Origin of the sequence: uncultured Streptococcus sp. (genome assembly GCF_963516575.1) — a bacterium.
Lineage (GTDB): Bacteria > Bacillota > Bacilli > Lactobacillales > Streptococcaceae > Streptococcus.
This window is the reverse complement of the sequence record NZ_CAUQCP010000001.1, coordinates 75,455-96,965: the sequence shown is the minus strand read 5'-3', so window position 1 is coordinate 96,965 and position 21,511 is coordinate 75,455. Positions and strand designations below refer to the sequence as shown.

21 protein-coding genes are annotated in these 21,511 nt (G+C 38.1%); 5 read left to right on the top strand and 16 right to left on the bottom strand.

Annotated features, from left to right (window positions below; genetic code table 11):
* Positions 1 to 9 precede the first annotated feature (9 nt).
* The 3 genes from RWM06_RS00455 to xerS all read left to right on the top strand — a co-directional run bounded on the left by RWM06_RS00455 (position 10) and on the right by xerS (position 4,126).
* Positions 10 to 2,010, top strand: a complete 2,001-nt coding sequence (locus RWM06_RS00455) for a zinc-ribbon domain-containing protein (RefSeq protein ID WP_313969706.1) — start codon at positions 10 to 12, stop codon at positions 2,008 to 2,010.
* Between the two features lie 92 nt (positions 2,011 to 2,102).
* On the top strand, positions 2,103 to 2,711 hold the full coding sequence (locus tag RWM06_RS00450; RefSeq protein WP_399553519.1) for a zinc-ribbon domain-containing protein: 609 nt from the start codon (positions 2,103 to 2,105) through the stop codon (positions 2,709 to 2,711).
* A 344-nt stretch (positions 2,712 to 3,055) separates the two neighbouring features.
* Positions 3,056 to 4,126, top strand: a complete 1,071-nt coding sequence (xerS, locus tag RWM06_RS00445; RefSeq protein WP_313969704.1) for a tyrosine recombinase XerS — start codon at positions 3,056 to 3,058, stop codon at positions 4,124 to 4,126.
* Positions 4,127 to 4,198: 72 nt separating this feature from the next.
* On the opposite strand, the gene RWM06_RS00440 is transcribed toward xerS, so the two are convergent.
* The 16 genes from RWM06_RS00440 to dhaK form a co-directional block, all read right to left on the bottom strand.
* The gene (locus RWM06_RS00440) at positions 4,199 to 5,188 is read right to left on the bottom strand and encodes a lipoate--protein ligase (RefSeq protein WP_313969703.1); all 990 of its coding nucleotides are present in this window, start codon (positions 5,186 to 5,188) and stop codon (positions 4,199 to 4,201) included.
* A gap of 58 nt (positions 5,189 to 5,246) precedes the next feature.
* Positions 5,247 to 6,950 carry a dihydrolipoyl dehydrogenase gene (gene lpdA / locus RWM06_RS00435; protein ID WP_313969702.1) on the bottom strand — a complete coding sequence of 568 codons (1,704 nt, stop codon included), beginning with the start codon at positions 6,948 to 6,950 and terminating at the stop codon, positions 5,247 to 5,249.
* 45 nt (positions 6,951 to 6,995) lie between these two features.
* A complete protein-coding gene (locus RWM06_RS00430) occupies positions 6,996 to 8,039 on the bottom strand; it encodes a dihydrolipoamide acetyltransferase (protein ID WP_313969701.1) in 1,044 nt (347 codons plus the stop codon).
* A gap of 521 nt (positions 8,040 to 8,560) precedes the next feature.
* Positions 8,561 to 9,553, bottom strand: coding sequence for an alpha-ketoacid dehydrogenase subunit beta (locus RWM06_RS00425; protein ID WP_000448714.1), 993 nt, complete (start codon positions 9,551 to 9,553; stop codon positions 8,561 to 8,563).
* Between the two features lie 15 nt (positions 9,554 to 9,568).
* Positions 9,569 to 10,537: a thiamine pyrophosphate-dependent dehydrogenase E1 component subunit alpha gene (locus RWM06_RS00420; RefSeq protein ID WP_313969700.1), complete on the bottom strand. Its 969-nt coding sequence runs from the start codon at positions 10,535 to 10,537 to the stop codon at positions 9,569 to 9,571.
* Positions 10,538 to 10,691: 154 nt separating this feature from the next.
* Positions 10,692 to 12,053, bottom strand: a complete 1,362-nt coding sequence (pdrM, locus tag RWM06_RS00415; protein WP_313969699.1) for a sodium-coupled multidrug efflux MATE transporter PdrM — start codon at positions 12,051 to 12,053, stop codon at positions 10,692 to 10,694.
* Positions 12,054 to 12,094: 41 nt separating this feature from the next.
* Positions 12,095 to 13,363: a dihydroorotase gene (locus tag RWM06_RS00410; protein ID WP_313969698.1), complete on the bottom strand. Its 1,269-nt coding sequence runs from the start codon at positions 13,361 to 13,363 to the stop codon at positions 12,095 to 12,097.
* Between the two features lie 12 nt (positions 13,364 to 13,375).
* On the bottom strand, positions 13,376 to 13,840 hold the full coding sequence (locus tag RWM06_RS00405) for an 8-oxo-dGTP diphosphatase (protein WP_313969697.1): 465 nt from the start codon (positions 13,838 to 13,840) through the stop codon (positions 13,376 to 13,378).
* A gap of 9 nt (positions 13,841 to 13,849) precedes the next feature.
* Entirely contained in the window at positions 13,850 to 14,503 is a 654-nt protein-coding gene (locus tag RWM06_RS00400; RefSeq protein WP_313969696.1) for a uracil-DNA glycosylase, read from the bottom strand.
* Positions 14,504 to 14,564: 61 nt separating this feature from the next.
* On the bottom strand, positions 14,565 to 15,257 hold the full coding sequence (locus tag RWM06_RS00395; protein WP_313969695.1) for a YjjG family noncanonical pyrimidine nucleotidase: 693 nt from the start codon (positions 15,255 to 15,257) through the stop codon (positions 14,565 to 14,567).
* Between the two features lie 124 nt (positions 15,258 to 15,381).
* Entirely contained in the window at positions 15,382 to 15,600 is a 219-nt protein-coding gene (locus tag RWM06_RS00390; RefSeq protein WP_313969712.1) for a hypothetical protein, read from the bottom strand.
* 48 nt (positions 15,601 to 15,648) lie between these two features.
* On the bottom strand, positions 15,649 to 15,861 hold the full coding sequence (locus RWM06_RS00385; RefSeq protein ID WP_313969694.1) for a hypothetical protein: 213 nt from the start codon (positions 15,859 to 15,861) through the stop codon (positions 15,649 to 15,651).
* 579 nt (positions 15,862 to 16,440) lie between these two features.
* Positions 16,441 to 17,172 (bottom strand): hypothetical protein, encoded by a 732-nt coding sequence (locus RWM06_RS00380; protein WP_313969693.1) that lies wholly within the window; start codon positions 17,170 to 17,172, stop codon positions 16,441 to 16,443.
* Positions 17,173 to 17,802: 630 nt separating this feature from the next.
* Entirely contained in the window at positions 17,803 to 18,177 is a 375-nt protein-coding gene (dhaM, locus tag RWM06_RS00375; RefSeq protein ID WP_313969692.1) for a dihydroxyacetone kinase phosphoryl donor subunit DhaM, read from the bottom strand.
* The gene (gene dhaL / locus RWM06_RS00370; protein WP_313969691.1) at positions 18,177 to 18,752 is read right to left on the bottom strand and encodes a dihydroxyacetone kinase subunit DhaL; all 576 of its coding nucleotides are present in this window, start codon (positions 18,750 to 18,752) and stop codon (positions 18,177 to 18,179) included. Before dhaL ends, dhaM begins: the two co-directional genes overlap by 1 nt.
* A gap of 21 nt (positions 18,753 to 18,773) precedes the next feature.
* Complete coding sequence (dhaK, locus tag RWM06_RS00365) at positions 18,774 to 19,763, bottom strand: dihydroxyacetone kinase subunit DhaK (RefSeq protein ID WP_313969690.1); 990 nt, start codon at positions 19,761 to 19,763, stop codon at positions 18,774 to 18,776.
* 153 nt (positions 19,764 to 19,916) lie between these two features.
* Between dhaK and dhaS the strand changes: the two genes are divergently transcribed.
* Entirely contained in the window at positions 19,917 to 20,447 is a 531-nt protein-coding gene (dhaS, locus tag RWM06_RS00360; protein WP_000168609.1) for a dihydroxyacetone kinase transcriptional activator DhaS, read from the top strand.
* Positions 20,444 to 21,433 carry a DhaKLM operon coactivator DhaQ gene (gene dhaQ / locus RWM06_RS00355; protein ID WP_313969689.1) on the top strand — a complete coding sequence of 330 codons (990 nt, stop codon included), beginning with the start codon at positions 20,444 to 20,446 and terminating at the stop codon, positions 21,431 to 21,433. Before dhaS ends, dhaQ begins: the two co-directional genes overlap by 4 nt.
* Positions 21,434 to 21,511 lie beyond the last annotated feature (78 nt).

Sequence of the window (21,511 nt, the reverse complement as noted above, 5' to 3'; positions counted from 1 at the left end):
GAGGAAAAAATGTCAGACTTCATCACTGATTTTCCAGCTTTATTGAAATATTGGAACTTTGATAGCAATATTAAATTAGAAATAGAAAAACTCCCTATTACTAGTAAAAAACACGTTAGCTGGAAATGCCCTAACTGTTCGTACGAATGGAAAGCAAGTGTAGCAAAATCTTACAAGCAAGTCCTAAATCATACAAAAATCTGTCCTGTATGCGACCTTGGAGAAGTGCTTGTAAAAGGAGAAAACGCAATATCTGATAGGTTTCCCAACTTTCTTGAGTACATAAACTTTCATTATGAGAATATAGAATCGATTCAAAACGAAATTGAAAATTTAACCTTTACTTCAAAGAGATTATTTCATTTTAAATGTCCCACTTGTCATGTTGGTTGGAAAGATGTAGCCAATACTTCTAGATTATTAACAAAAAAATTAAACAAAAAAGTTGTTCATGCAGGCTGTAACGAATATAAACATTGTGTACCTTTTTATAAAGCATACCCTAACCTCGGAAAAATATATCTTTCAGGCGGTTATAACGAGTTGGAATTTGAAAAATTAACTCTCAGTGATAATGTTACAATTCCCAGAAAATGGAAATGTGATAAATGCAAGCATTTTTTTGATTTATCAATAGATAAGTTGATCTCAAGAATTAAGAGGAATGGATTTTATTGTACTAAATGCGAAGCAACTTTTGACACAGCTATAAAAGTGAATGTAAAGCCTCTCAGCTACACAGATAAGCATCTTCTTGACCAATTGGTTAAAAATCATATTAAAAAAAATATGATTGACTGTTTGTCTAATATAGTAGCAACTTGGAAATGTATGAAATGCAATGGGGAATATGAATGCTCAGTTGTAAAAAGACATCAAGAAGGTTGTCCATATTGTAGTGATAAACAAATGTTAAAAGAGTATAATACTTTACAAGAAACTCATCCATATTTAGAGAAATTTTGGGATAAAAGTAATGATAAATCTATTTCTGAATACTGGCATAAGTCTTCTGAATGTATAAATTGGAAATGCCCTTGTTGTAATATTCAGTTTCAATGCAGCCCTGTTGAAATGATATCTAGAACCAACTTAGAGAATAGTAATTTTGAAACATGTCCTAACAACTGTGATTGGAATACACTGATTTTTAATAATGATATTTTCTATAATTCGCCAAGGTTACGGAAAGAATGGAGTAAAAAAAATAATATCTCTGTTCACTTAACTCTAAGTCATATTGAAACAAAAAAATATTGGTGGAACTGTTCTATTTGTCAAGGCGAATACCTTTGTTCAATTCCAATAAGAAGAGAAGTAATAGATAGCTGTCCATATTGTAATGATGAACAACCATTAAAGGGGTATAATACACTATCTGACATTCACCCTGAACTATCTAGTTATTGGAGTAACAAAAATATCCAACAACTTGATGAAATAACTCTGTCAGAAGCTAAAAATAAAAAATGTATATGGTTGTGCGACTGTTGTAATTTAGAATTTAATGAAAAACTAAGTATTGTTCTAGATAAATTTTCGAATATCAGCAATAAAGAACTCAAGAAAATTTGCCCTTACTGTAATAAAAAAATACCTAAACCTGAAGAATCATTGGGTTACAAAAAACCATTTTTAAAATCAGAATGGCTAGAAAATATTAACGGAGACATTTATAATGTTTTCTCTAATTCAAACGATATAATTGAATGGATATGTAGAAAATGTCACAGAAACTATAAGGCAAAAATTTCTAATAGAGCTGAAGACGATAAATGTTGCCCTTATTGTTCCAATAGAAAATTAATAAAAGGAATTAATGATCTTGCGACAACTCATCCTCACTTAATAAAAGAATGGTCAAGCTTGAATGACCGACAATTAAGTTGTTTAACCAATAAATCAAGCTATAAAGCATGGTGGAACTGTTCTGTGTGTTCAAATACATACCAGCAGGTTGTTAGTCATAAGTTCACTACTAAAATACTTGTCCTTACTGTAGAAAAGTAAAAATATTAAAAGGCTTTAACGACCTTGCGACTACACATCCATGGTTGATTAAGGAATGGTCAACTTTAAATGACATGGACTCTAGTTCTATAATGAGTAATTCAAATTATAGTGCATGGTGGAAATGTTCTGAATGTAGCGGAGAATACCAGCAAACAATTAAGAAAAAGATTCTAAAGAAAGAATCTTCTTGTCCATATTGTCAAAACAATAAAGTATTAAAAGGGTTTAACGACCTTGCGACCACACACCCATGGTTGATTAAGGAATGGTCAACTTTAAATGACATGGAATCTAGTTCTATAATGTGTAATTCAAATTATAAAGCATGGTGGAGATGTTCAGAATGTAGCAGAGAATATCAGCAAACGATTAAGAAAAAAATTCAAATGAACATATCTTGTTGTCCTTATTGTCAAAACAATGAAGTATTAAAAGGTTTAAACGACCTTGCAACAACTCATGACTATTTGTTAAACGAATGGGATTATCTGAATAATATTCTTTTAGCAAATCCAACAGAAATTAATGAGAAAAGTAATAAAATTGTGTGGTGGATTTGTAAAGATGAACCAAATCATCGGTATAAGTTTAAAATCAATGAAAAAATCAAATATGAAAAACGTAACTTAATAACGTGTAAAATCTGTAAAGGTTTAAGAAGAAAACAAGAACATTTTGTTCAGTTTGTAAATCAATAAATTAAACAATCTAAAAACACTTTAATATCAATTTAATGGTTTAAAGTGTTTTTTAGTATCAAAATGTACATTTGAAAAATTTTTAGTTTTCACTTAAATAAAGTACATTATACAGAAGATGAATAGTTTTAAAAATTTCCAGTGTTCACTTAAATAAAGTACATAATTGAGTATAATTGGCTTAAAAAAAATTTTTGGTTATGATGAAATTTGTTTTACACAGGTTTAAGTCTTTTTATCACTTAAAAAACCCCTGTAACATCTTTCCGAAAAACTATAATTTTCTTGAAAAATATGCAAGTCTATGCTATACTACTAGTAGAGTTTATTTATGGAGAAAATACATGAAACGTGAGATTTTACTAGAACGAATCGACAAACTAAAACAAATCATGCCCTGGTATGTTCTGGAATACTATCAATCTAAGCTTGCTGTGCCCTACAGTTTTACAACCTTGTACGAATACCTCAAGGAATACGATCGATTTTTCAGCTGGGTTTTGGAGTCTGGCATTTCAAACGCCGATAAAATGTCTGATATTCCTTTATCCTTGTTGGAAAATCTAAGCAAAAAAGATATGGAATCCTTTATCCTATATCTACGTGAACGTCCTTTGCTGAATGCTAATACAACCAAACAAGGAGTTTCACAGATAACTATCAATCGGACCTTGTCAGCACTTTCTAGTCTTTACAAGTATCTGACCGAGGAGGTTGAAAACGATCAGGGGGAACCTTATTTCTATCGTAATGTAATGAAGAAAGTTTCAACCAAGAAAAAGAAAGAAACACTTTCTTCCAGAGCTGAAAACATCAAGCAAAAACTCTTTCTAGGTGATGAAACAGAAGGCTTTCTAACTTATATCGACCAAGAGTACCCACAACAGCTTTCAAATCGAGCTCTTTCGTCATTCAACAAAAATAAAGAACGTGATTTGGCCATTATTGCCCTTCTCTTGGCTTCTGGTGTCCGTTTATCTGAAGCTGTTAATCTGGATTTAAGGGATCTCAACCTCAAAATGATGGTTATTGACGTTACTCGAAAAGGTGGAAAACGCGACTCGGTCAATGTCGCGGCCTTTGCAAAACCTTATCTAGAAAATTATCTAGCTATTCGAAATCAACGCTATAAAACGGAAAAGACGGATACGGCCCTCTTTTTGACATTCTATAGAGGTGTTCCCAATCGTATCGATGCTTCCAGCGTGGAAAAGATGGTTGCTAAGTACTCTGAGGACTTCAAAGTCCGTGTAACTCCCCACAAACTGCGCCATACCCTAGCAACCAGGCTCTATGATGCGACTAAATCGCAAGTTTTGGTCAGTCACCAGCTAGGACATGCCAGTACACAAGTCACTGACCTCTATACCCATATCGTCAATGATGAACAAAAGAATGCTCTAGATAGTTTATAAAATACATAAAATAAATTATGTAATATATGATTTTAAAAAAGAAGCTGGTCCTACAACCAACTTCTTTTTGATTTATCCAACTACCGCTTCAGCGATTTCTTCACGGCTAATACCAGCGAAATAGCGTGCAATATCAATAGTTTCTAGAGCTTTGAGGACATCTTCGCGTTCGTATTTCACTCCACGAAGGACATCTTCTACTGCAGCAACGTCTTCAATACCAAAGAAGTCACCATAAATCTTGATGTCTTGGATTTTTGATTCAGTAACGTTAGCAAAGACTTCCACCTTACCACTAGTGAATTTTGTTCCACGACGGACGTTAAATTCAGGTGATTTCCCATAGTTCCAGTCCCAAGTACCAAACTTAGTATCCTTGATGCGATTAATTTCAGCCAATTCTTTCTCAGAAAAAACGTATTCAGTCATCTCTGGGTACTCTTTTTTCATGTATTCCAAGAGTAAATCACGGAATTCTTCAACTGTGATTTTTTCTGGCAATTCATTGACAATATTGGTTACACGAGCACGGACGGATTTGACACCTTTTGATTCAAATTTATCCTTTGAAACCTTGAGGGCGTTGGCTAAGACCGACAAATCGACGTCAAAGAGCAAGCAGCCGTGGTGCATGATACGGCCATTGATATAGGCTTGGGCATTGCCACAGAATTTCTTGCCGTCAATCTCAAGGTCGTTACGGCCTGTGAACTCAGCTTTAACACCGAGTTGTGCCAAGGTATTGATAACTGGAGTTGAGAAGCTCTTGAAGTCAAAGGCCTTATTTTCATCTTCTTTTGAAATGATCGTATAGTTGAGGTTGTTTAAATCGTGGTAAACAGCTCCACCACCGCTGATACGGCGGACCACCTCAATACCATTTTCTCGAACATAATCACGGTTGATTTCTTCGATAGTATTCTGGTGACGACCAACAATGATAGATGGCTTGTTAATCCAAAGTAGGAAGATTTGATCCTCATCCAAAAGGTGTTTAAAGGCATATTCTTCCAAGGCGATATTAAAGGCAGTGTCGTTTGAATGATTGATAATGTATTTCATGATATCCCTTTATACGATAGAAACTGGAAATAGCCTTCCAGTCTAATCTATCTTTCTTTTATTTTTTCTTAGGTGAATGGATGGCCATTCCTAGAACATCCGCAAATGCTTCGTACATCACTTCAGAGTAGGTTGGGTGTCCGTGGATAGTCTTCAGCATTTCTTCAACAGTAATTTCCATTTCGATAATGCTCGACGCTTCGTTGATCAATTCTGCAGCTGCAGGACCGATGATATGAACACCAAGGATTTCTCCGTATTTCTTATCAGCAATAACTTTAACAAAACCTTGAGCTGCATCAGAAGCAATGGCACGACCGTTAGCAGCAAAGTTGAATTTACCAATGGCTACATCGTATTTCTCACGGGCTTGTTCTTCTGTCAAACCTACTGCTGCTACTTCAGGGAGAGTGTAGATGGCTGCAGGAGTCAAATTCAATTTGGCAACAGCATGATTTCCTTTAAGAGCGTTTTCAGCGGCAACTTCACCCATACGGAAGGCTGCGTGCGCTAACATCTTAGTACCATTAATATCACCTGGTGCGTAGATACCTGGAACAGAAGTCTCCATGTATTCGTTGACCTTGATGCGACCACGATCCAATTCAAACTCAACCTCTCCAATACCTTCAAGATCCGGCACACGACCGATTGAAAGAAGAGCTTTATTTGCGATGATATCGTCTTTTCCTTCAACCTTGATACGAAGTTGACCATTTTCCTCAATGATTTCTTGCAGTTTAGTACCAGTCAAGATAGTCATTCCTTTACGTTCAAGGATCAAACGAAGATTCTTAGACACTTCTGCATCCATAGCTGGCACGATACGGTTCATCATTTCGATAACAGTCACTTTTGAGCCAAATGTCATGAAAGCTTGACCAAGTTCGATACCGACAACACCACCACCGATGATAACAAGACTTTCTGGTACTTCATTCATTTCAAGAATGTCATCACTAGTCATGACAAGTGGAGATTCCATACCAGGGACGTTGATCTTGCTGACTTTTGAACCACCAGCAAGGATGATTTTCTTAGTTTCAAGCAATTCAGAACCATTTACCAAGACATTCTTGTCTTTAGTAATGGTACCAATACCTTTATGTACAGTAACTCCGTAGCTACGAAGAAGACCTGCAACTCCGCCAACCAAAGTATTGACAACCTTAGACTTAGTTTCAAGGAGTTTGTCCATATCTACAGTGAAGTTTGGATTTTCGATGACAATACCACGGTTTGCAGCATGACCGATGTTTTCGATAATTTCAGCGTTGTGAAGGTAGGTCTTGGTTGGAATACAGCCACGGTTCAAGCAGGTTCCTCCGAGTTCAGATTTCTCAACAAGGGCAACCTTACCGCCGAGTTGGGCAGCTTTAATGGCTGCCACATATCCGGCAGGACCTCCACCAATCACAACGATATCAAAAGCATCATCGCTCTTAGCATCGTCGTTTGAGGCACTAACTGCAGGTGCTGGGCTAGCTTCTGGAGTTGCTGAGCCAGCTGTTGGGATGTTTTCCCCTTCTTCACCAAGGTAACCTATGACTTCCGTTACAGGGACTGTTTCGCCATCTCCTTTTAGGATAGCAATCAAGTAACCGTCTTCTTCGGCTTCCAATTCCATGCTGACTTTATCAGTCATGATTTCCAAAAGGATTTCTCCTTCTTTTACAAATTCTCCGACTTTTTTATTCCATTGGACGATTTGTCCTTCTGTCATATCCACGCCGGCTTTTGGCATAATTACTTCTAAGGCCATGTCTTCCTTCCTTTATCTATATCTTAAAAATGAATACTCTTGTTCTTAAATCAACATTGAGATTGGATTTTCAATCAATTCTTTCAAATCTTTCATAAACTTGGCTCCTGCCATACCATCTACGACACGGTGGTCGATGGTTAATCCTAGGCTCATGATAGGGCGAATCACAATTTCACCATTGACGACAACTGGTTTCTCAATTGTCGAACTCACACCAAGGATAGCTGAGTTTGGTTGGTTGATGATCGGGCCAAAGGACTGAACGCCAAACATCCCCAAGTTACTGATAGTGAAGGTTGAATTTTGCAACTCACTTGGAGCTAATTTACCATCCAAGGTACGGCCAATAACATCCTTAAAGGCTACAACCAGTTCTGAAAGACTCATCTTCTCAGCATTGTAAACAACAGGTGTCATCAATCCATTATCCATCCCAACTGCCATGGCAAGATTGACATAGTTGTGAGTGATAATGGTCTTGCCATCTTCTGTCAATGAAGCGTTGATGTATGGGTGTTTCATAAGAGTCTTAACAACTGCAAGTGAAAGAAGGTCTGTTACAGTAGTCTTCTTCCCAGTTGCTTCCATGATTGGCTCAAGAACCTTCTTACGAAGAGCCAACATTTCAGTCATATCAACTTCATAGTTGAGAGTAAAGGTTGGCGCAGTCAAGTAAGATTCAACCATGCGTTGGGCAATAACCTTACGCATTGGTGTCATTGGAATACGTTCAATTTCACCGTATGGTGTTACGTTATCAGGAACTTCTTCCACTTTTTCAATCTGAGCAGGAGACTTGATGGTATTGTTTTCAATATTTTCAGGAAGCAGAGCCAAAACATCCTTCTTCATGATTTTACCACGATGACCGGTTCCTTGGATTTCCTGCCAAGCAATGTTATGTTCGAGGGCAATTCGTTTTGCAAGTGGCGAAATGCGAACCACGTTTATGTCTTTATAAGTTTCCACGTCTTCTTTGTGGACACGACCGTTTGCACCTGAGCCAGAAACGTCGTAGAGGTTGATCCCTAAATCATCCGCTAACTTTCTAGCTGCAGGAGTCGCTCTTAGCTTGTCATCAGCCATGACCTCTCCAATTCTATTATAAGATACTAAGGACGAAGAGGGCAATGAAAAAATAGGAGATTGACGATGTGTTCAATGAACACAAGGAAATCTATCTTTTTTTCGCAGACCTCCGTCCGAATTCAATTAAATGATACAAAGGGCGTTAAAAGCGACTGAAAAATAGGAAATCGACGATGGCTTCGATGAAGTCAAGGAGATTTATATTTTTTCCGAAATTTTAGCCCGTGTTCGACTCTACAAGCAACTTGGATACAACACGTATCTCAAGTTGCTACGGTTGCCGCCATTACGCGGTTAACCTAGTAGACTTACTAATTCATTCGTCGAATATTATCGATTCGACTCTCTCATGTCGCAACTTTAGAAATAACTTGATACGAAATATATCTCAAGATGTTACAGTTGTCACTATCGAGCAACCAACCTAGTAGACTTACTAAATCTTTCGTCGGTTATTATCAAACCAACTTTTCTTGTGAAAGATAACATTTATTTTACATAACTTATATTATGTAATTCTATTCTTTATTATATGTTTTACGGATGGCATCTTTGATGCTTTCAACTGTTGGAATCATTGCATTTTCTAGGTTTTGTGCATAAGGCATTGGCACATCTTCTCCTGCACAACGGCGGATTGGTGCATCTAGATAGTCAAATGCTTCTGATTCTGAAATAATAGCTGAAATTTCACCGATATAGCCACTTGTCTTGTGGGCATCGTTAACCAGAACAACCTTACCAGTCTTCTTAACTGAGTTAATGATGATGTCCTTATCAAGCGGAACAAGGGTACGTGGGTCCACAATTTCAACAGAAATTCCTTCTTCTGCTAATTCTTCAGCAGCTTGAACCACACGGCGAAGCATTTTTCCATAAGTAACAACTGTTACATCCGTACCTTCACGTTTGATTTCGCCGACTCCAAGTGGAATCGTGTAGTCTGGATCAACTGGTACTTCCCCTTTTTGGTTAAATTCTGACTTGTACTCAAGAATAATAACTGGGTTGTTATCACGGATAGAAGACTTGAGCAGTCCTTTCATGTCAGCAGGTGTACCTGGAGCCACAACCTTAAGTCCAGGGATATGAGTAAACCAAGACTCTAGTGATTGCGAGTGCTGGGCTGCAGAACCAACTCCGTTACCAGCTGCACAACGGACTGTCATTGGGACCTGACCCTTACCACCAAACATATAACGTGTTTTAGCAGCTTGATTGACGATATTGTCCATGGCAATAACTGAGAAGTCCATGAAGGTCATATCGACGATTGGACGAAGTCCTGTCATGGCTGCTCCTGCTGCTGCTCCTGAAATGGCAGCCTCAGAAATCGGACAGTCACGAACGCGTTCTGGACCAAATTCTTCAAGCATTCCAACAGAAGTACCGAAGTCTCCTCCGAAGACACCGACATCTTCTCCCATCAAGAACACATTTTCATCGCGACGCATTTCCTCAGACATAGCAAGGATAATGGTGTCACGGAAGGACATTGTTTTTGTTTCCATTTTATCTCTTTCTCCTTAGTCTGCGTAAATATCTTCAAATGCTGATTCAAGCGGTGGGAATGGACTTTCCTCTGCAAATTTAACAGAAGCTTCTACTGCTTCCTTGACTTGCGCTTGGATTTCTTCCAATTCTTCGGCACTTGCAATAGTGTTTTCAATGAGGTACTTGCGAAGGTTTTCGATTGGATCTTTTTGTTTCCACAATTCCACTTCTTCACGCGTACGATATTTACCAGGGTCAGATGATGAGTGACCAAGCCAGCGATAAGTAACACTTTCAATCAATACAGGCCCATTGCCACCACGAACATGATCTACAGCTTTCTTAAATCCTTCATAGACGTCGATGACATTGTTACCGTCTTCGATGAACATTCCAGGAATTCCATAAGCAGCACTACGTTGATGGATATGCTCTACATTGGTCATTTTCTTGATATCCGCAGAGATTCCATAACCGTTGTTAATGCAGTAGAAAATGACTGGCAGGTTCCAGATAGAAGCCATGTTCACTGCTTCGTGGAAAATACCTTCGTTGGTCGCACCATCTCCAAAGAAGCAGACGACGATTTTTCCGGTATTTTGCATTTGCTGACTGAGGGCTGCACCAACAGCGATTCCCATACCACCACCTACGATACCATTGGCACCGAGGTTACCAGCATCAAGGTCGGCGATATGCATAGAACCACCTTTCCCTTTACAAGTTCCAGTGTATTTTCCAAGAATTTCAGCCATCATTCCGTTGAGATCAATTCCTTTGGCAATAGCTTGTCCATGACCACGGTGGTTTGATGTGATCAGATCATCTGGATTGAGAGCCAACATAGCCCCCACGTTAGCTGCCTCTTCACCGACAGAAAAGTGCGTCATTCCTGGCACTTTCCCTTTCTTTACTAATTGTGCAATTTTTAAGTCCATACGACGGATTTCTTCCATCTTACGGAACATTTCTAGCAAAAGATTTTTATCTAAAGTTGACATCTTCTTGCCTTTCTAACTTTCTTCTTACCTTACTATTTTACCGTTTTTGGAAAATACTGTCAAAGTTTTTCTCAAGTAAATTTCACAAGATAAAAAAGAAAACCCAATGAGAAAAAGGGATTTCCTTATCAAGAGTATTTTTTCACAAACTTTTTTATCTTTTAGATTTTACTAAAGATTCAAATCTCTTCATAATCACAGTTAAACGCCAACGGTAGAGCGCCCCACTCACAATTAGACTAATAATCAAACCGATCCAGTAAGAATAAGCTCCAAAATCTGTCAGGGAATCGAAGATCATAGCCACTGGGATTGCTACACCCCAATAACCAACCAAACCAAGGTAAAAAGGAATAACTGTATCCTTATACCCCCGCAAAATTCCCTGAAGAGGTGCCGCAAAGGTATCTGCTAACTGGAAGAAAAGACTATAAGTCAAAAAACGCGCTGTCAAATCGATAAATTCTGGGTCGTTACCATAAAGACTAGCCACATTTCCTCGAAAAATGTAAAGGAAGAATAAGGTGAAGCCCGCAAAAATGAGAGCTGTCCCTCTTCCTAGACCGATATAGGTTTTCGCATCATCAAATCGCTTGGCTCCCACTTCATAGGAAACGACAATGGTCATAGCCGATGAGATACTCATAGGAAAGGCGTACATGAGACTTGAAAAGTTCATGGCTGACTGGTGACTAGCGATAATCAAGGACGAGAACTTAGCCATAATCAAGCCAACCACGGAAAAGATAGCCACTTCCGCAAAGACAGTCCCCCCAATAGGAAGACCTAAGCGAACCCCTTCCTTAATTTTATCCATATTAAGAGGAATTCGTTTCTCAAGATGTAGGGCTTTAAGCTTCTCCTGTTTAAATAGAACTAGAACAGAAATCCCAAGCAAGACCCAATAGGCCAAGGATGTTCCTAAACCTGAACCAGCACCACCCAGCTCTGGAACTCCAAAGGCACCGTAAATCAAGAGATAGTTAAATCCACTATTGAGAGGGAGTAACAAAAGCATGAGGTACATGGACAGTTTGGTCAAGCCCAGCGAATCCAGCAAGGAACGAATGACACTAAAAAGCAACAGGGGGATAATTCCGATAGATAAAAACCAAAGATAGCGAACCGCTACTGCCGCCACAGGAGCTTCTAACCCAATATGATTCAAGACAGGTGGTGCCAAGAAAAGTACCATCCCCAACAAGACCACAGATAGACCCAGGGCCAAATAGATGAACTGGTAAAAATCAGATGTAACTTCTTCCTTTTTGCCTCGACCAAGATGGTGACCAATGATGGGCACCAAGGCCGATACAATCCCTGTTAGAAAGGTAAAGAAAGGATTCCAGATACTGGTTGCCATAGACACACCAGCCAAGTCCATGGTATTATATTGACCTGTCATAGTCGTATCAACAAAGGATGCAGAATAATTGGCAAATTGATAAATCAGGATAGGGAAAAATATCTTTAAAAATAAGATAAACTTGTCTTCAAAATGATGGGTCTGGTACATATAGGCTCTCTATTCTTTTTGTTTACAGAGCAGACTTCCACCTAGTTTTGATAGACGATTTGTCCCTTACAGATGGTATATTTAACCTGCCCTTTTAAGGTTTCACCGATAAATGGTGAATTAGCTGCTTTCGAAGCAAAATGGGAGTCCACAAGGCGGTCAGCCTTAGCATCAAAAATAGTGATGTCCGCTGGACCATTCTCAGCCAAATAACCTGCTTCAAAGTTGTAAATCTTGGCTGGGTTGTATGTCATCTTTTCGAGTAATTCCATCAAGCTCAACTCCCCTGGTTCCACCAAATAAGTCAATCCGAGAGAAAGAGATGTTTCCAAACCAGTCATACCAGATGGCGCTTTGGTAATATCCTCAACATTTTTTTCATCCGCATGGTGAGGCGCGTGGTCTGTCGCAATGACTGTGATGACACCTGACTTGAGACCTTCAATCACGGCAAGACGGTCTGATTCCAAGCGAAGCGGTGGATTCATCTTAGCATTGCTACCTTGAGTCAAGAGGAGTGCTTCTGTCTTGGAGAAATGCTGTGGCGCTACTTCTGCTGTGACTTGCGCACCTAACCCTTGAGCAAACTCCACTACTTTAACACTTTCTTCTTTAGACAAATGCTGAATATGGACATGAGCCTTAGTTGCATAGGCAATCATGACATCACGCGCCATCATAGCGTACTCAGCTACCCCAGTCGCACCGCAAATATGGAAATGTTCTTTAGCAATGTTTTCATTAAATCCAAGAATCCCGTTCAATCCTGGATCTTCCTCATGGAGACTAATAAAGGTATTAAGCTTTTTGGCTTCCTCCATGGCTTCCTTGACAACTTTACTACTTTCAAGTGGGATACCGTCGTCTGAGAAACCAACCGCACCAGCTTCTAAAAGTGCCTTAAAGTCAGTCAAGTCTTGGCCATTAAAGTTCTTAGTAATGGTCGCAACCGTCTTAACATTAATCTTCTCTTTGGCAGCTGACTGGAGAACTTCTTGCAAAGTCTCTACATCAGAGATGGTTGGACTAGTGTTAGCCATCATGACGACAGTTGTAAAACCACCTGCAGCGGCTGCTAGCGCACCCGTATGGATATCTTCTTTGTGGGTCTGACCAGGTTCACGGAAATGAACATGAATATCGACCAAGCCAGGAGCAACGACTAGACCTGTAGCATCAATCAGTTCTGCTCCTTCTTCTTTAATCTCAGGTGCAATTTTGACAATTTTCCCATCTTGAACTAAGACATCACACACTTGATCCAAACCAGACTTGGGATCCATTACACGACCATTTTTGATTAGTAGCATCTGCTTTCTCCTTTATTCATAGAAATCAACTTGGGTATCCAACAATTTATCCCCATCATAAACAAACTTGGCTGAAAAGAAGGGTTTATCTTCTAAAAGCCACCCAACAAAGGTATGGTCACCTTCCCAAGTCGGCTTACTCAAAACCTCATCATAGGGAACCCATTCTAGCGTTCCCTCATTGCAGTCAACCAAGTTACCCTCGAACTCCGTCACCTTAAAAACATAGGTGTACCAGTCTAAATCTGGCGTAAATTCAGGAAAAGTGATAACACCTTTTAGAACTGGCTGGGCTTTAAGCCCTGTTTCTTCAAGGATTTCACGCGCCGCGCATTCCTGAGGGGTCTCTCCTCGCTCTAGCTTACCACCCACACCAATCCATTTGCCTTCGTGGACATCATTTGGTTTCTTATTACGGTGGAGCATGAGCAGTTCTTTCCCGTTATCAATGTAGCAAATTGTCGCTAACTGAGGCATATTTTCTCCTTATCTAAGCCAATCGATTGGCTCTTGTCCTGTCTCTTTTAAGAATGTATTGGCCTTGGAAAAAGGCTTGGAACCCCAAAATCCTCTATAAACTGACAAAGGACTGGGATGGGCTGATTCGATAATCAAGTGATGAGGATTGGTAATCAAGGCCTTCTTCTTACGTGCATAGGATCCCCAGAGTACAAAAACGACCGGTCTATCTAAATGATTGACCACCTGAATCACAGCATCCGTAAAAGGTTCCCATATCTGACCAGCATGACCATTGGCCCGTCCAGCAGGAACCGTCAAACAAGCATTAAGAAGTAAGGCTCCTTGCTCAGCCCAAGCTGTCAAATCATGAGATTTCTTGACCCCGATATCATCTGACAATTCTTTCAAGATATTTTGCAAGGATGGCGGAGCTGGGATAGAATCAGGTACAGAAAAACTCAAGCCCTGCGCTTGACCTGGCCCGTGATAGGGATCTTGCCCCAGAATCACCACCTTAACTTCTTCAAGCGGTGTTGTCAAGAGAGCCTGAAAAACCTTTTCCTTAGGTGGATAAACAGTTCCCTGAGAATAGACCTGCTCCATAAACTGATTGATTTTCGCAAAATAACCTTCAGGTAATTGCTCCTTAATCAAAGCATGCCAAGACGAGTGTTCCATAGCCGACTCCTTCGTTTTTACTGCCTCTATTATAGCAAAAAGTGGCTATCTAAACCACTTTTTACAGTTTATCTAAACAATCCAGCAAGTCTTTGTAAGAATGGACTTCGTAGGTTGGCTGGACTTGTGTGGGATTTTCGAGGTGATGAGGATTGTACCAGATAGTGTCAATCCCCGCATTATTGCCACCTTGGATGTCTGCAGTTAGAGAATCTCCAATCATCAGCGTCTTTTCTTTACTAAATCCAGCAATCTGTTGACCGATTTTTTCATAAAAGAGAGCATCAGGCTTTTGTGTTTGCAACTGTTCAGAGATAAAGACTTGGTTGAAATAGGGAGCTAGACCAGATTGAGCCAAACGCCCCGTCTGAATGGCAGTAATGCCATTTGTCGCAGCATACAAGTCATAATCACGATCGATGAGACTGTCCAAAAGTTCATGAGCGCTTGAAATCGTTTGTCCCTGCTGGGCAAGGTAAAATTGGTAACGCTGGGCTAGAAAACTACCGTCTTTTTCCTGTCCAAAGTGAGCAAATAGACGAGAAAAGCGCGTGTTAACCAGCTCTTGTTTACTGATTTTCTTTTGCTCCAAGTCCTTCCAGAGAGCCTTGTTCATGGGAACGTAAAAGTCTTTGTATGCCTGAATATCTGCAACTCCTTCTTCTTTTAGGAGTTGCGTTAGAGCCACATCCTCAGCAGCATCAAAATCAAGAAGAGTGTGGTCGAGGTCGAAGAGTAGAAATTTGTAGGACAATTTGAGGTTTTCCTTTCTAAAATAAACAACTTTCACTTTAGCCAGCTGTTCAATGTAAAAACTTAAAAGTGGTAAAGTATCACAAAGAATAATCGTTCCAATTGATTAACTAATCCATACTATTCTAGTCAAGTTTATTTTTATTATAGAAAAATCTTCTATAAATTCGAGCAATAGTTAAAATACCTACAAATATGACTCCCAAAATAGATAATACTATTTTCACAAAATTCATTTCAGAGCCTATTACATAGATATGAAAAAGAGGGGCTAGTCCTACACATAGAGACAATAGATAACTACTAAATCTTATCTCACCAATTCCTGCAAAAAAATGTTTCATTTTAAATATCCCAATTTTACCTTTCATCTTTATAATTCACTAACAACTCTATTGACTTCTCTTTTTTTTGAAAAATCTTGACAACAAATTGACTCCACTTAATGCTACTAAGACTTCAATGGGTAAAAAATAGTAATCCCATATCAAATGAGAAATCAGCAATGTTAGAAATAGTATACAGTCAATATAACTATTCTGAAAATACTCTGTAATTACATAATACAGAAACACCACAACCATCAAAATGAAAATAACCATCATAATACTATCATCCTGTTCTTAATTTATTGTCACTTTTTCCATTCCATTCATCAATAGCATTAAAAAATCCAATCAAGAAATGATTACCTACTCACTAACGCTATTTCCAAAATTTAATTTTTGGGGGGATTCAGTAACGCAATTCCAATTAGCAATACACCTAATATAAATAAAAGTATTTCCCAAAATTTATTCTCTGTTTTAATAAAAGGTATAAGATACATACTAACCAATATGGAACTTACCCCTAAAAGAGCAAATATTAATCTAACTTTATCACTTAGTCGAATCATCTTCTATCCTCATAAAATAAGCAGTGGCTACGTTTACTGTAACATTCCCCCGTCTTTATGTAGAGATAATCCTCCATCAAGACACCTCATCCCTTCTTACTCAATAGCAACATAATTATTTGGTGATACGAGTTTCATAAGATTTCTTCTCTTTAACATTGCATGTTAGGATAGTTCTCTAATAAGTAATCGTCGACTGCGTTTAAAGCACTTTGTTACCTAGATAAGATATCCTTTCTCTACCTGATTTGATTTTAAAGAGAACTAAGATTTAACCATATCTATCTCACTTCTTATTTTTAAATAATTCATACTCTTTTTCTCTGATAAAGGGAAGTGAGAAATTAGAAAAAATTAGTAGAATTGAAAATAGGTATCCATCTTTTTGCATTGCTAAAACATAGACTAAAAATATATAGACAATCAAATCTAGTACAAAAAGAGAAAATATCCTCCTTTTCATTACCTTACTTGTCTTAAAAATTCTGTTTAATAGAACCTTTATCGTAGTATCTACACAAATTTTTATCAAAAAGATAAGAGTCAATACACGATTATCAACTGTACCATGAAGAATAAATGGAAATATAGTTAATATAAAACTAGAAATCTCTAAATATTTTATCCAAAGAGATTGAGACATCTTACTTTTAAACTGACTGATTTTCCTATACTCGCTAGCTAATCTAGTATCAAAATCTTTACCAATTATATTAAAGATTAAGAACTCCAGGATAAAAATACTGATTAATACGATATAAGTAGAAACGTTTCCTGGGAAAAATTTATTGATTAAAATTGGAAAACTCATTAACAGGATCGAGTTTATAGCCAAACAAATGGATACTATTTGATTCTTCACAGAATATATAGGTAACGATACTATTGAATAGAGAAACGCTAAAAAAATAAGCAAGAAATACTCTGTGCTGCTAATTAGCGGCGCCCTTAATGATAAAAATAGATAGGCACCCCACACGATGATATGCGCTTTACGAATTGACTCTAGATTACTCATCTACCTACTCCTAAATCTATTTTTAGTTCACATTCTCTTTCCAACAAGTCAGAAACGTTTCATGATAGTTCCTTCTTCTACATTAGGTAGAGTTCAAATACATTTTTGCAAGTGAAAATATAATTGTTATTTGCAGTAGCCAAAAATCTATCCCTCTTCTAGACCTAAACCAAGTCAGATTAAAGATACAAATATAATGGTAGGGCTTTCTTTTACTTTAGACTACCATAAAACAAGGAATCTTTCAACAAAATTCATTGGCAAAACACTATTCTAGAAGATTGACAGCCCAAATCTTTCAGAATAGAACTATCCTAACTATCGAACACCCTAACTTCATAAATATCCATGTAATTCTAGACCTAGAATTCCTATAAACTAAATGTTTTCGCACTATTCTAAGTAATTGATTGCCTTAAATGTTAATTTTTGAAGGATTCTAAAGCTAGAATAGTCCCATCACAATCAGTTGTGAATGATTCACAATTTAGAAACTCTATGATTCTACTCCTTTTAAACAAAAAGGAACTGCATAAAGCAATCCCTTTCTGATTTTGAAATTATTTACTTAACATTTTATAGTTGAGATAATCAATAGCCCACCTATAAAAAGAGTTATAGTAAAATTCCTTATTTATTGATTTCAAGCTCCGCCAACTGTGTTTGAATAACTGACAGTTCTGCACCAGCCTGAAGAAGAGCAGCTGCAGTATAGGCGCCTTCTACAATTGGAACACTGTTGATCATGATACTTTTATCACTGAAATCAGCCACCATTTCTAAGTTCATTTTAGCAGAACCTAGGTCAAAAAAAGCTAATAAAGTATCTGCTGGATTTTCAGAAACAACCCTATCTACTTGATCAAAACTTGTTCCAATTCCTCCATCTTCGGTTCCTCCTACATAAGTAATCGGAACATCTTTAGCTACTTCACTAATCAGTTCAACGACACCTTTTGCAATGTGTTTGGAATGTGAAACGATAACAAGACCAATACTTCCCATTAAACCACCCCAGTTTCTAAAAGAGCAGTAAAGAGTAATCCTGATGAGAATGATCCAGGATCAATATGTCCAAGAGAACGTTCTCCTACATAAGATGCCCTTCCTTTAGTTGCAAGTAAATCTTTGGTAGCATTCACTACCTTATCAATAACCTCTTGAGTCAATTGACCATCAGACAAGGCAGCAATAACAGGAGTCCAAACATCAACCATTGTCTTTTCTCCAACTTCTGCTTTCCCACGTTTGACAATCATATCCAGACCACTTTGTAAGATTTCTTCTAATTTAGAATGAGAATCAGCCTTGGACATGCCCATAAAAGCAGAGCCATACAAGGGACCAGAAGCACCGCCTACCTTGCTCAGTAATTGCATTGAAACAACTTTAAAGACATCACTGCTGGTCTCAAATTGCTTTCCATCTAAGTTTTCCATAACTGCAGCCATGCCACGCGCCATATTTCCACCATGGTCTCCATCTCCTATAGGGGTGTCTAGCTCACTAAGGTAATCTTTCTGTTCTTGAATCTTTTCATTAAAAAGCTTCATCCATTCAAGAGCTTGTTCAACATTCATGCGACATTTCCTCCTTGAGTTTTACCAAGCTGGGGTAGTAACAGGTGCATTTAGAGCATCCAACCACTCATCATCTGCCAATCGAATCAATGTTAATGATAATCCAGCCATATCAATTGATGTCATATAGTTTCCAATTTTCTTAAATGCCAACTCAACACCTTTTTCATGGAGTAATTTAGCCACATCATTTGCAAATACGTATTGCTCCATCAGAGGGGTGCTTCCTAAACCATTGATGAGAAGCCCATAGCGTTCACCAGCTTTAAGTTGGAAACCTCCAGATAATTTTTCAACCAATTCTGAAGCCAATAGTGCTGAAGGTTGCATTTTCTCTTTTTTATATCCGGGTTCACCGTGAATACCAACACCATATTCAAATTCATCATCTTCTAGAACAAATCCAGGTTTCCCCACCTCAGGAACGGTTGCTCCAGACAAGGCCAGACCAATTGTTTTAATTTCTAAGACAAGTTTATCAGCTAAGTCCTTCATTTCAGATAATGATTTACCAGAACGAGCCGCATCACCCAAAATTTTATGGACTAATATAGTACCTGCAACACCACGACGCCCTTGGGTATAGAGACTATTTTCAATAGCGATATCATCATCAACCACAACGCTTGCTACATCAATACCTTCCATCTCAGCAAGTTCTTGTGCAATTTCAAAGTTCATGATGTCCCCAGAATAGTTCTTGATGACCATGAATACCCCAGCACCTTCATCAGCCGCTTTAATGGCTTCTAAAATTTGGTCCGGAGTAGGTGAAGTGAAGACTGCTCCACAAATGGCAGCTGACAACATTCCATCTCCTACAAATCCAGCATGACTTGGTTCATGTCCTGAACCTCCACCTGAAATGAGTCCAACTTTTCCTGTCTTTTCTGCCTTTCTAACGATGACATCAAAACCATCTAAGCGTTCCACCAAGTCATCATGCATGAATGACAAGCCCTGTAGCATTTCATCAACAACTTGTGTCGGTTCATTTATAATTTTTTTCATGAGAAACTCCTTTCGGCATGTACCTTTGTTTTCGCTTTCATTATATATTTTTTACTGCTGGCTGATAAGGGACAGATTCTATTATTTGTCCCCTTTTAAACCCGTTTAAAACATTTTTTTGGTAAAATGAAGTAAGTAAAAGAAAGGCTTCCTATGGCATCATCACTTATTACAAAAAAACGAATTGCCAAGGCATTTAGAGACCTATTAGCTACTAGAGAATTTGATAAAATCTCCATTGTAGATATCATGGAATCAGCTGGCATTCGTAGACAGACCTTTTATAATCATTTTCTTGACAAATATGAACTGCTAGACTGGATATTTGAAACTGACTTAACCGAGTATATTACCAATAACTTGGACTTCATTTCAGGTCAAAAACTATTACAAGAATTATTTTTTTATTTCGAACAAGAGCGTGACTTTTATATTCAACTTTTTGATATTCAAGGGCAAAATAACTTCTATGACCACTTTATCAGCTACTGTCGCTTGCTTGTATCAAAAATTTTAAGAGAATACGGTCAGATTGATATCGATTCATCTGCTTATACTTGTTTTTTGTTAGACTATCATTCACATGCTCTAGCAGAAATCGTGAAGGCTTACGTCAATAAAAAAAGTCCAGTTCCACAACCAGACTTTCTAATCATGACAATTATTGGAAAGAGACCACAATGACATTTATTTCAAATCATAAACAGAAAATTATTTCAAGTTACATTTCAGCAACTGTCAGCAATCATCCCGAATTAGAAAAACACCCTACCTTACCATTAGTCTATCAAAAAAATCGCAATCCTCATCAGGTTCCAATCTTGTCGGGTGGAGGTTCCGGTCACGAACCTGCGCATATTGGATATGTGGGAGAAGGAATGCTTACTGCTGCTATCTATGGCCAATTATTTACTCCTCCTACAAGAACTGAAATCTTAGAGTCCATTCGTTTTTTAAATAATGGACAAGGTGTCTTCATCATTGTAAAAAATTTCGAAGCAGACATCAAAGAGTTTAGCTCGGCCATTAACACTGCTAGACAAGAAGGAATTAAAGTAGGCTATAGTTTATCACACGATGATATTTCAATCGAACCCCACAATAAATTTCAAATTAGAGGGAGAGGGCTTGCAGGGACAATCTTACTTCATAAAGTTCTAGGATATGCAGCTCAAAATGGTGCCGAAATAGAGCTACTAACTGATTTAGGTCATGAACTTGCTCCCGAAATCGCAACGATTGGCTTTGCAACAAAAGCTGCTAGTCTCCCCCAAGCCACCCGTCCACTATTTAACTTGGAAGAAGGAAATATTTCTTATGGCATTGGGATACATGGCGAAGAAGGCTATCGTATCGTCCCATTCCAATCATCGGAAATCCTTGCAAATGAAATTATAAGTAAGTTAAGATTGCACTATCATTGGAAAAAGGGTGAGCAATTTATATTGCTTGTAAATAATCTAGGTACTAGTACCAACCTAGAAATGGGCATATTTATCAATGATCTCCTTCAACTCTTAGAAATTGAAGGAGTCGCTATTACCTTTATAAAATCAGGAACATTTATGACCAGTCTGGACATGGCAGGTATATCCGTAACTCTTTGCTCCGTAAAAAATAAACAGTGGTTAGATGCGCTCAATGCTCCAACGACAGCTTTTGCGTGGTAATTTGCTTGTATAACTCAAAAGGGCTACATCACTTGATAGCCCTTTTAATCTTATCTCATGTTTAAAAGAATTCATTCT

Coding starts and splice junctions, on each gene's coding strand:
- RWM06_RS00455 (WP_313969706.1), top strand. CDS start 10: ATGTCAGACTTCATCACTGATTTTCCAGCTTTATTGAAATATTGGAAC.
- RWM06_RS00405 (WP_313969697.1), bottom strand. CDS start 13,840: ATGCCTCAGTTAGCGACAATTTGCTACATTGATAACGGGAAAGAACTG.
- RWM06_RS00390 (WP_313969712.1), bottom strand. CDS start 15,600: ATGAAACATTTTTTTGCAGGAATTGGTGAGATAAGATTTAGTAGTTAT.
- dhaS (WP_000168609.1), top strand. CDS start 19,917: ATGGCATCATCACTTATTACAAAAAAACGAATTGCCAAGGCATTTAGA.
- RWM06_RS00450 (WP_399553519.1), top strand. CDS start 2,103: ATGAGTAATTCAAATTATAGTGCATGGTGGAAATGTTCTGAATGTAGC.
- dhaQ (WP_313969689.1), top strand. CDS start 20,444: ATGACATTTATTTCAAATCATAAACAGAAAATTATTTCAAGTTACATT.
- dhaL (WP_313969691.1), bottom strand. CDS start 18,752: ATGAATGTTGAACAAGCTCTTGAATGGATGAAGCTTTTTAATGAAAAG.
- pdrM (WP_313969699.1), bottom strand. CDS start 12,053: ATGTACCAGACCCATCATTTTGAAGACAAGTTTATCTTATTTTTAAAG.
- RWM06_RS00385 (WP_313969694.1), bottom strand. CDS start 15,861: ATGATGGTTATTTTCATTTTGATGGTTGTGGTGTTTCTGTATTATGTA.
- lpdA (WP_313969702.1), bottom strand. CDS start 6,950: ATGGCCTTAGAAGTAATTATGCCAAAAGCCGGCGTGGATATGACAGAA.
- RWM06_RS00425 (WP_000448714.1), bottom strand. CDS start 9,553: ATGGAAACAAAAACAATGTCCTTCCGTGACACCATTATCCTTGCTATG.
- dhaM (WP_313969692.1), bottom strand. CDS start 18,177: ATGGGAAGTATTGGTCTTGTTATCGTTTCACATTCCAAACACATTGCA.
- RWM06_RS00440 (WP_313969703.1), bottom strand. CDS start 5,188: ATGAAATACATTATCAATCATTCAAACGACACTGCCTTTAATATCGCC.
- RWM06_RS00430 (WP_313969701.1), bottom strand. CDS start 8,039: ATGGCTGATGACAAGCTAAGAGCGACTCCTGCAGCTAGAAAGTTAGCG.
- RWM06_RS00400 (WP_313969696.1), bottom strand. CDS start 14,503: ATGGAACACTCGTCTTGGCATGCTTTGATTAAGGAGCAATTACCTGAA.
- RWM06_RS00380 (WP_313969693.1), bottom strand. CDS start 17,172: ATGAGTAATCTAGAGTCAATTCGTAAAGCGCATATCATCGTGTGGGGT.
- RWM06_RS00420 (WP_313969700.1), bottom strand. CDS start 10,537: ATGTCAACTTTAGATAAAAATCTTTTGCTAGAAATGTTCCGTAAGATG.
- dhaK (WP_313969690.1), bottom strand. CDS start 19,763: ATGAAAAAAATTATAAATGAACCGACACAAGTTGTTGATGAAATGCTA.
- xerS (WP_313969704.1), top strand. CDS start 3,056: ATGAAACGTGAGATTTTACTAGAACGAATCGACAAACTAAAACAAATC.
- RWM06_RS00410 (WP_313969698.1), bottom strand. CDS start 13,363: ATGCTACTAATCAAAAATGGTCGTGTAATGGATCCCAAGTCTGGTTTG.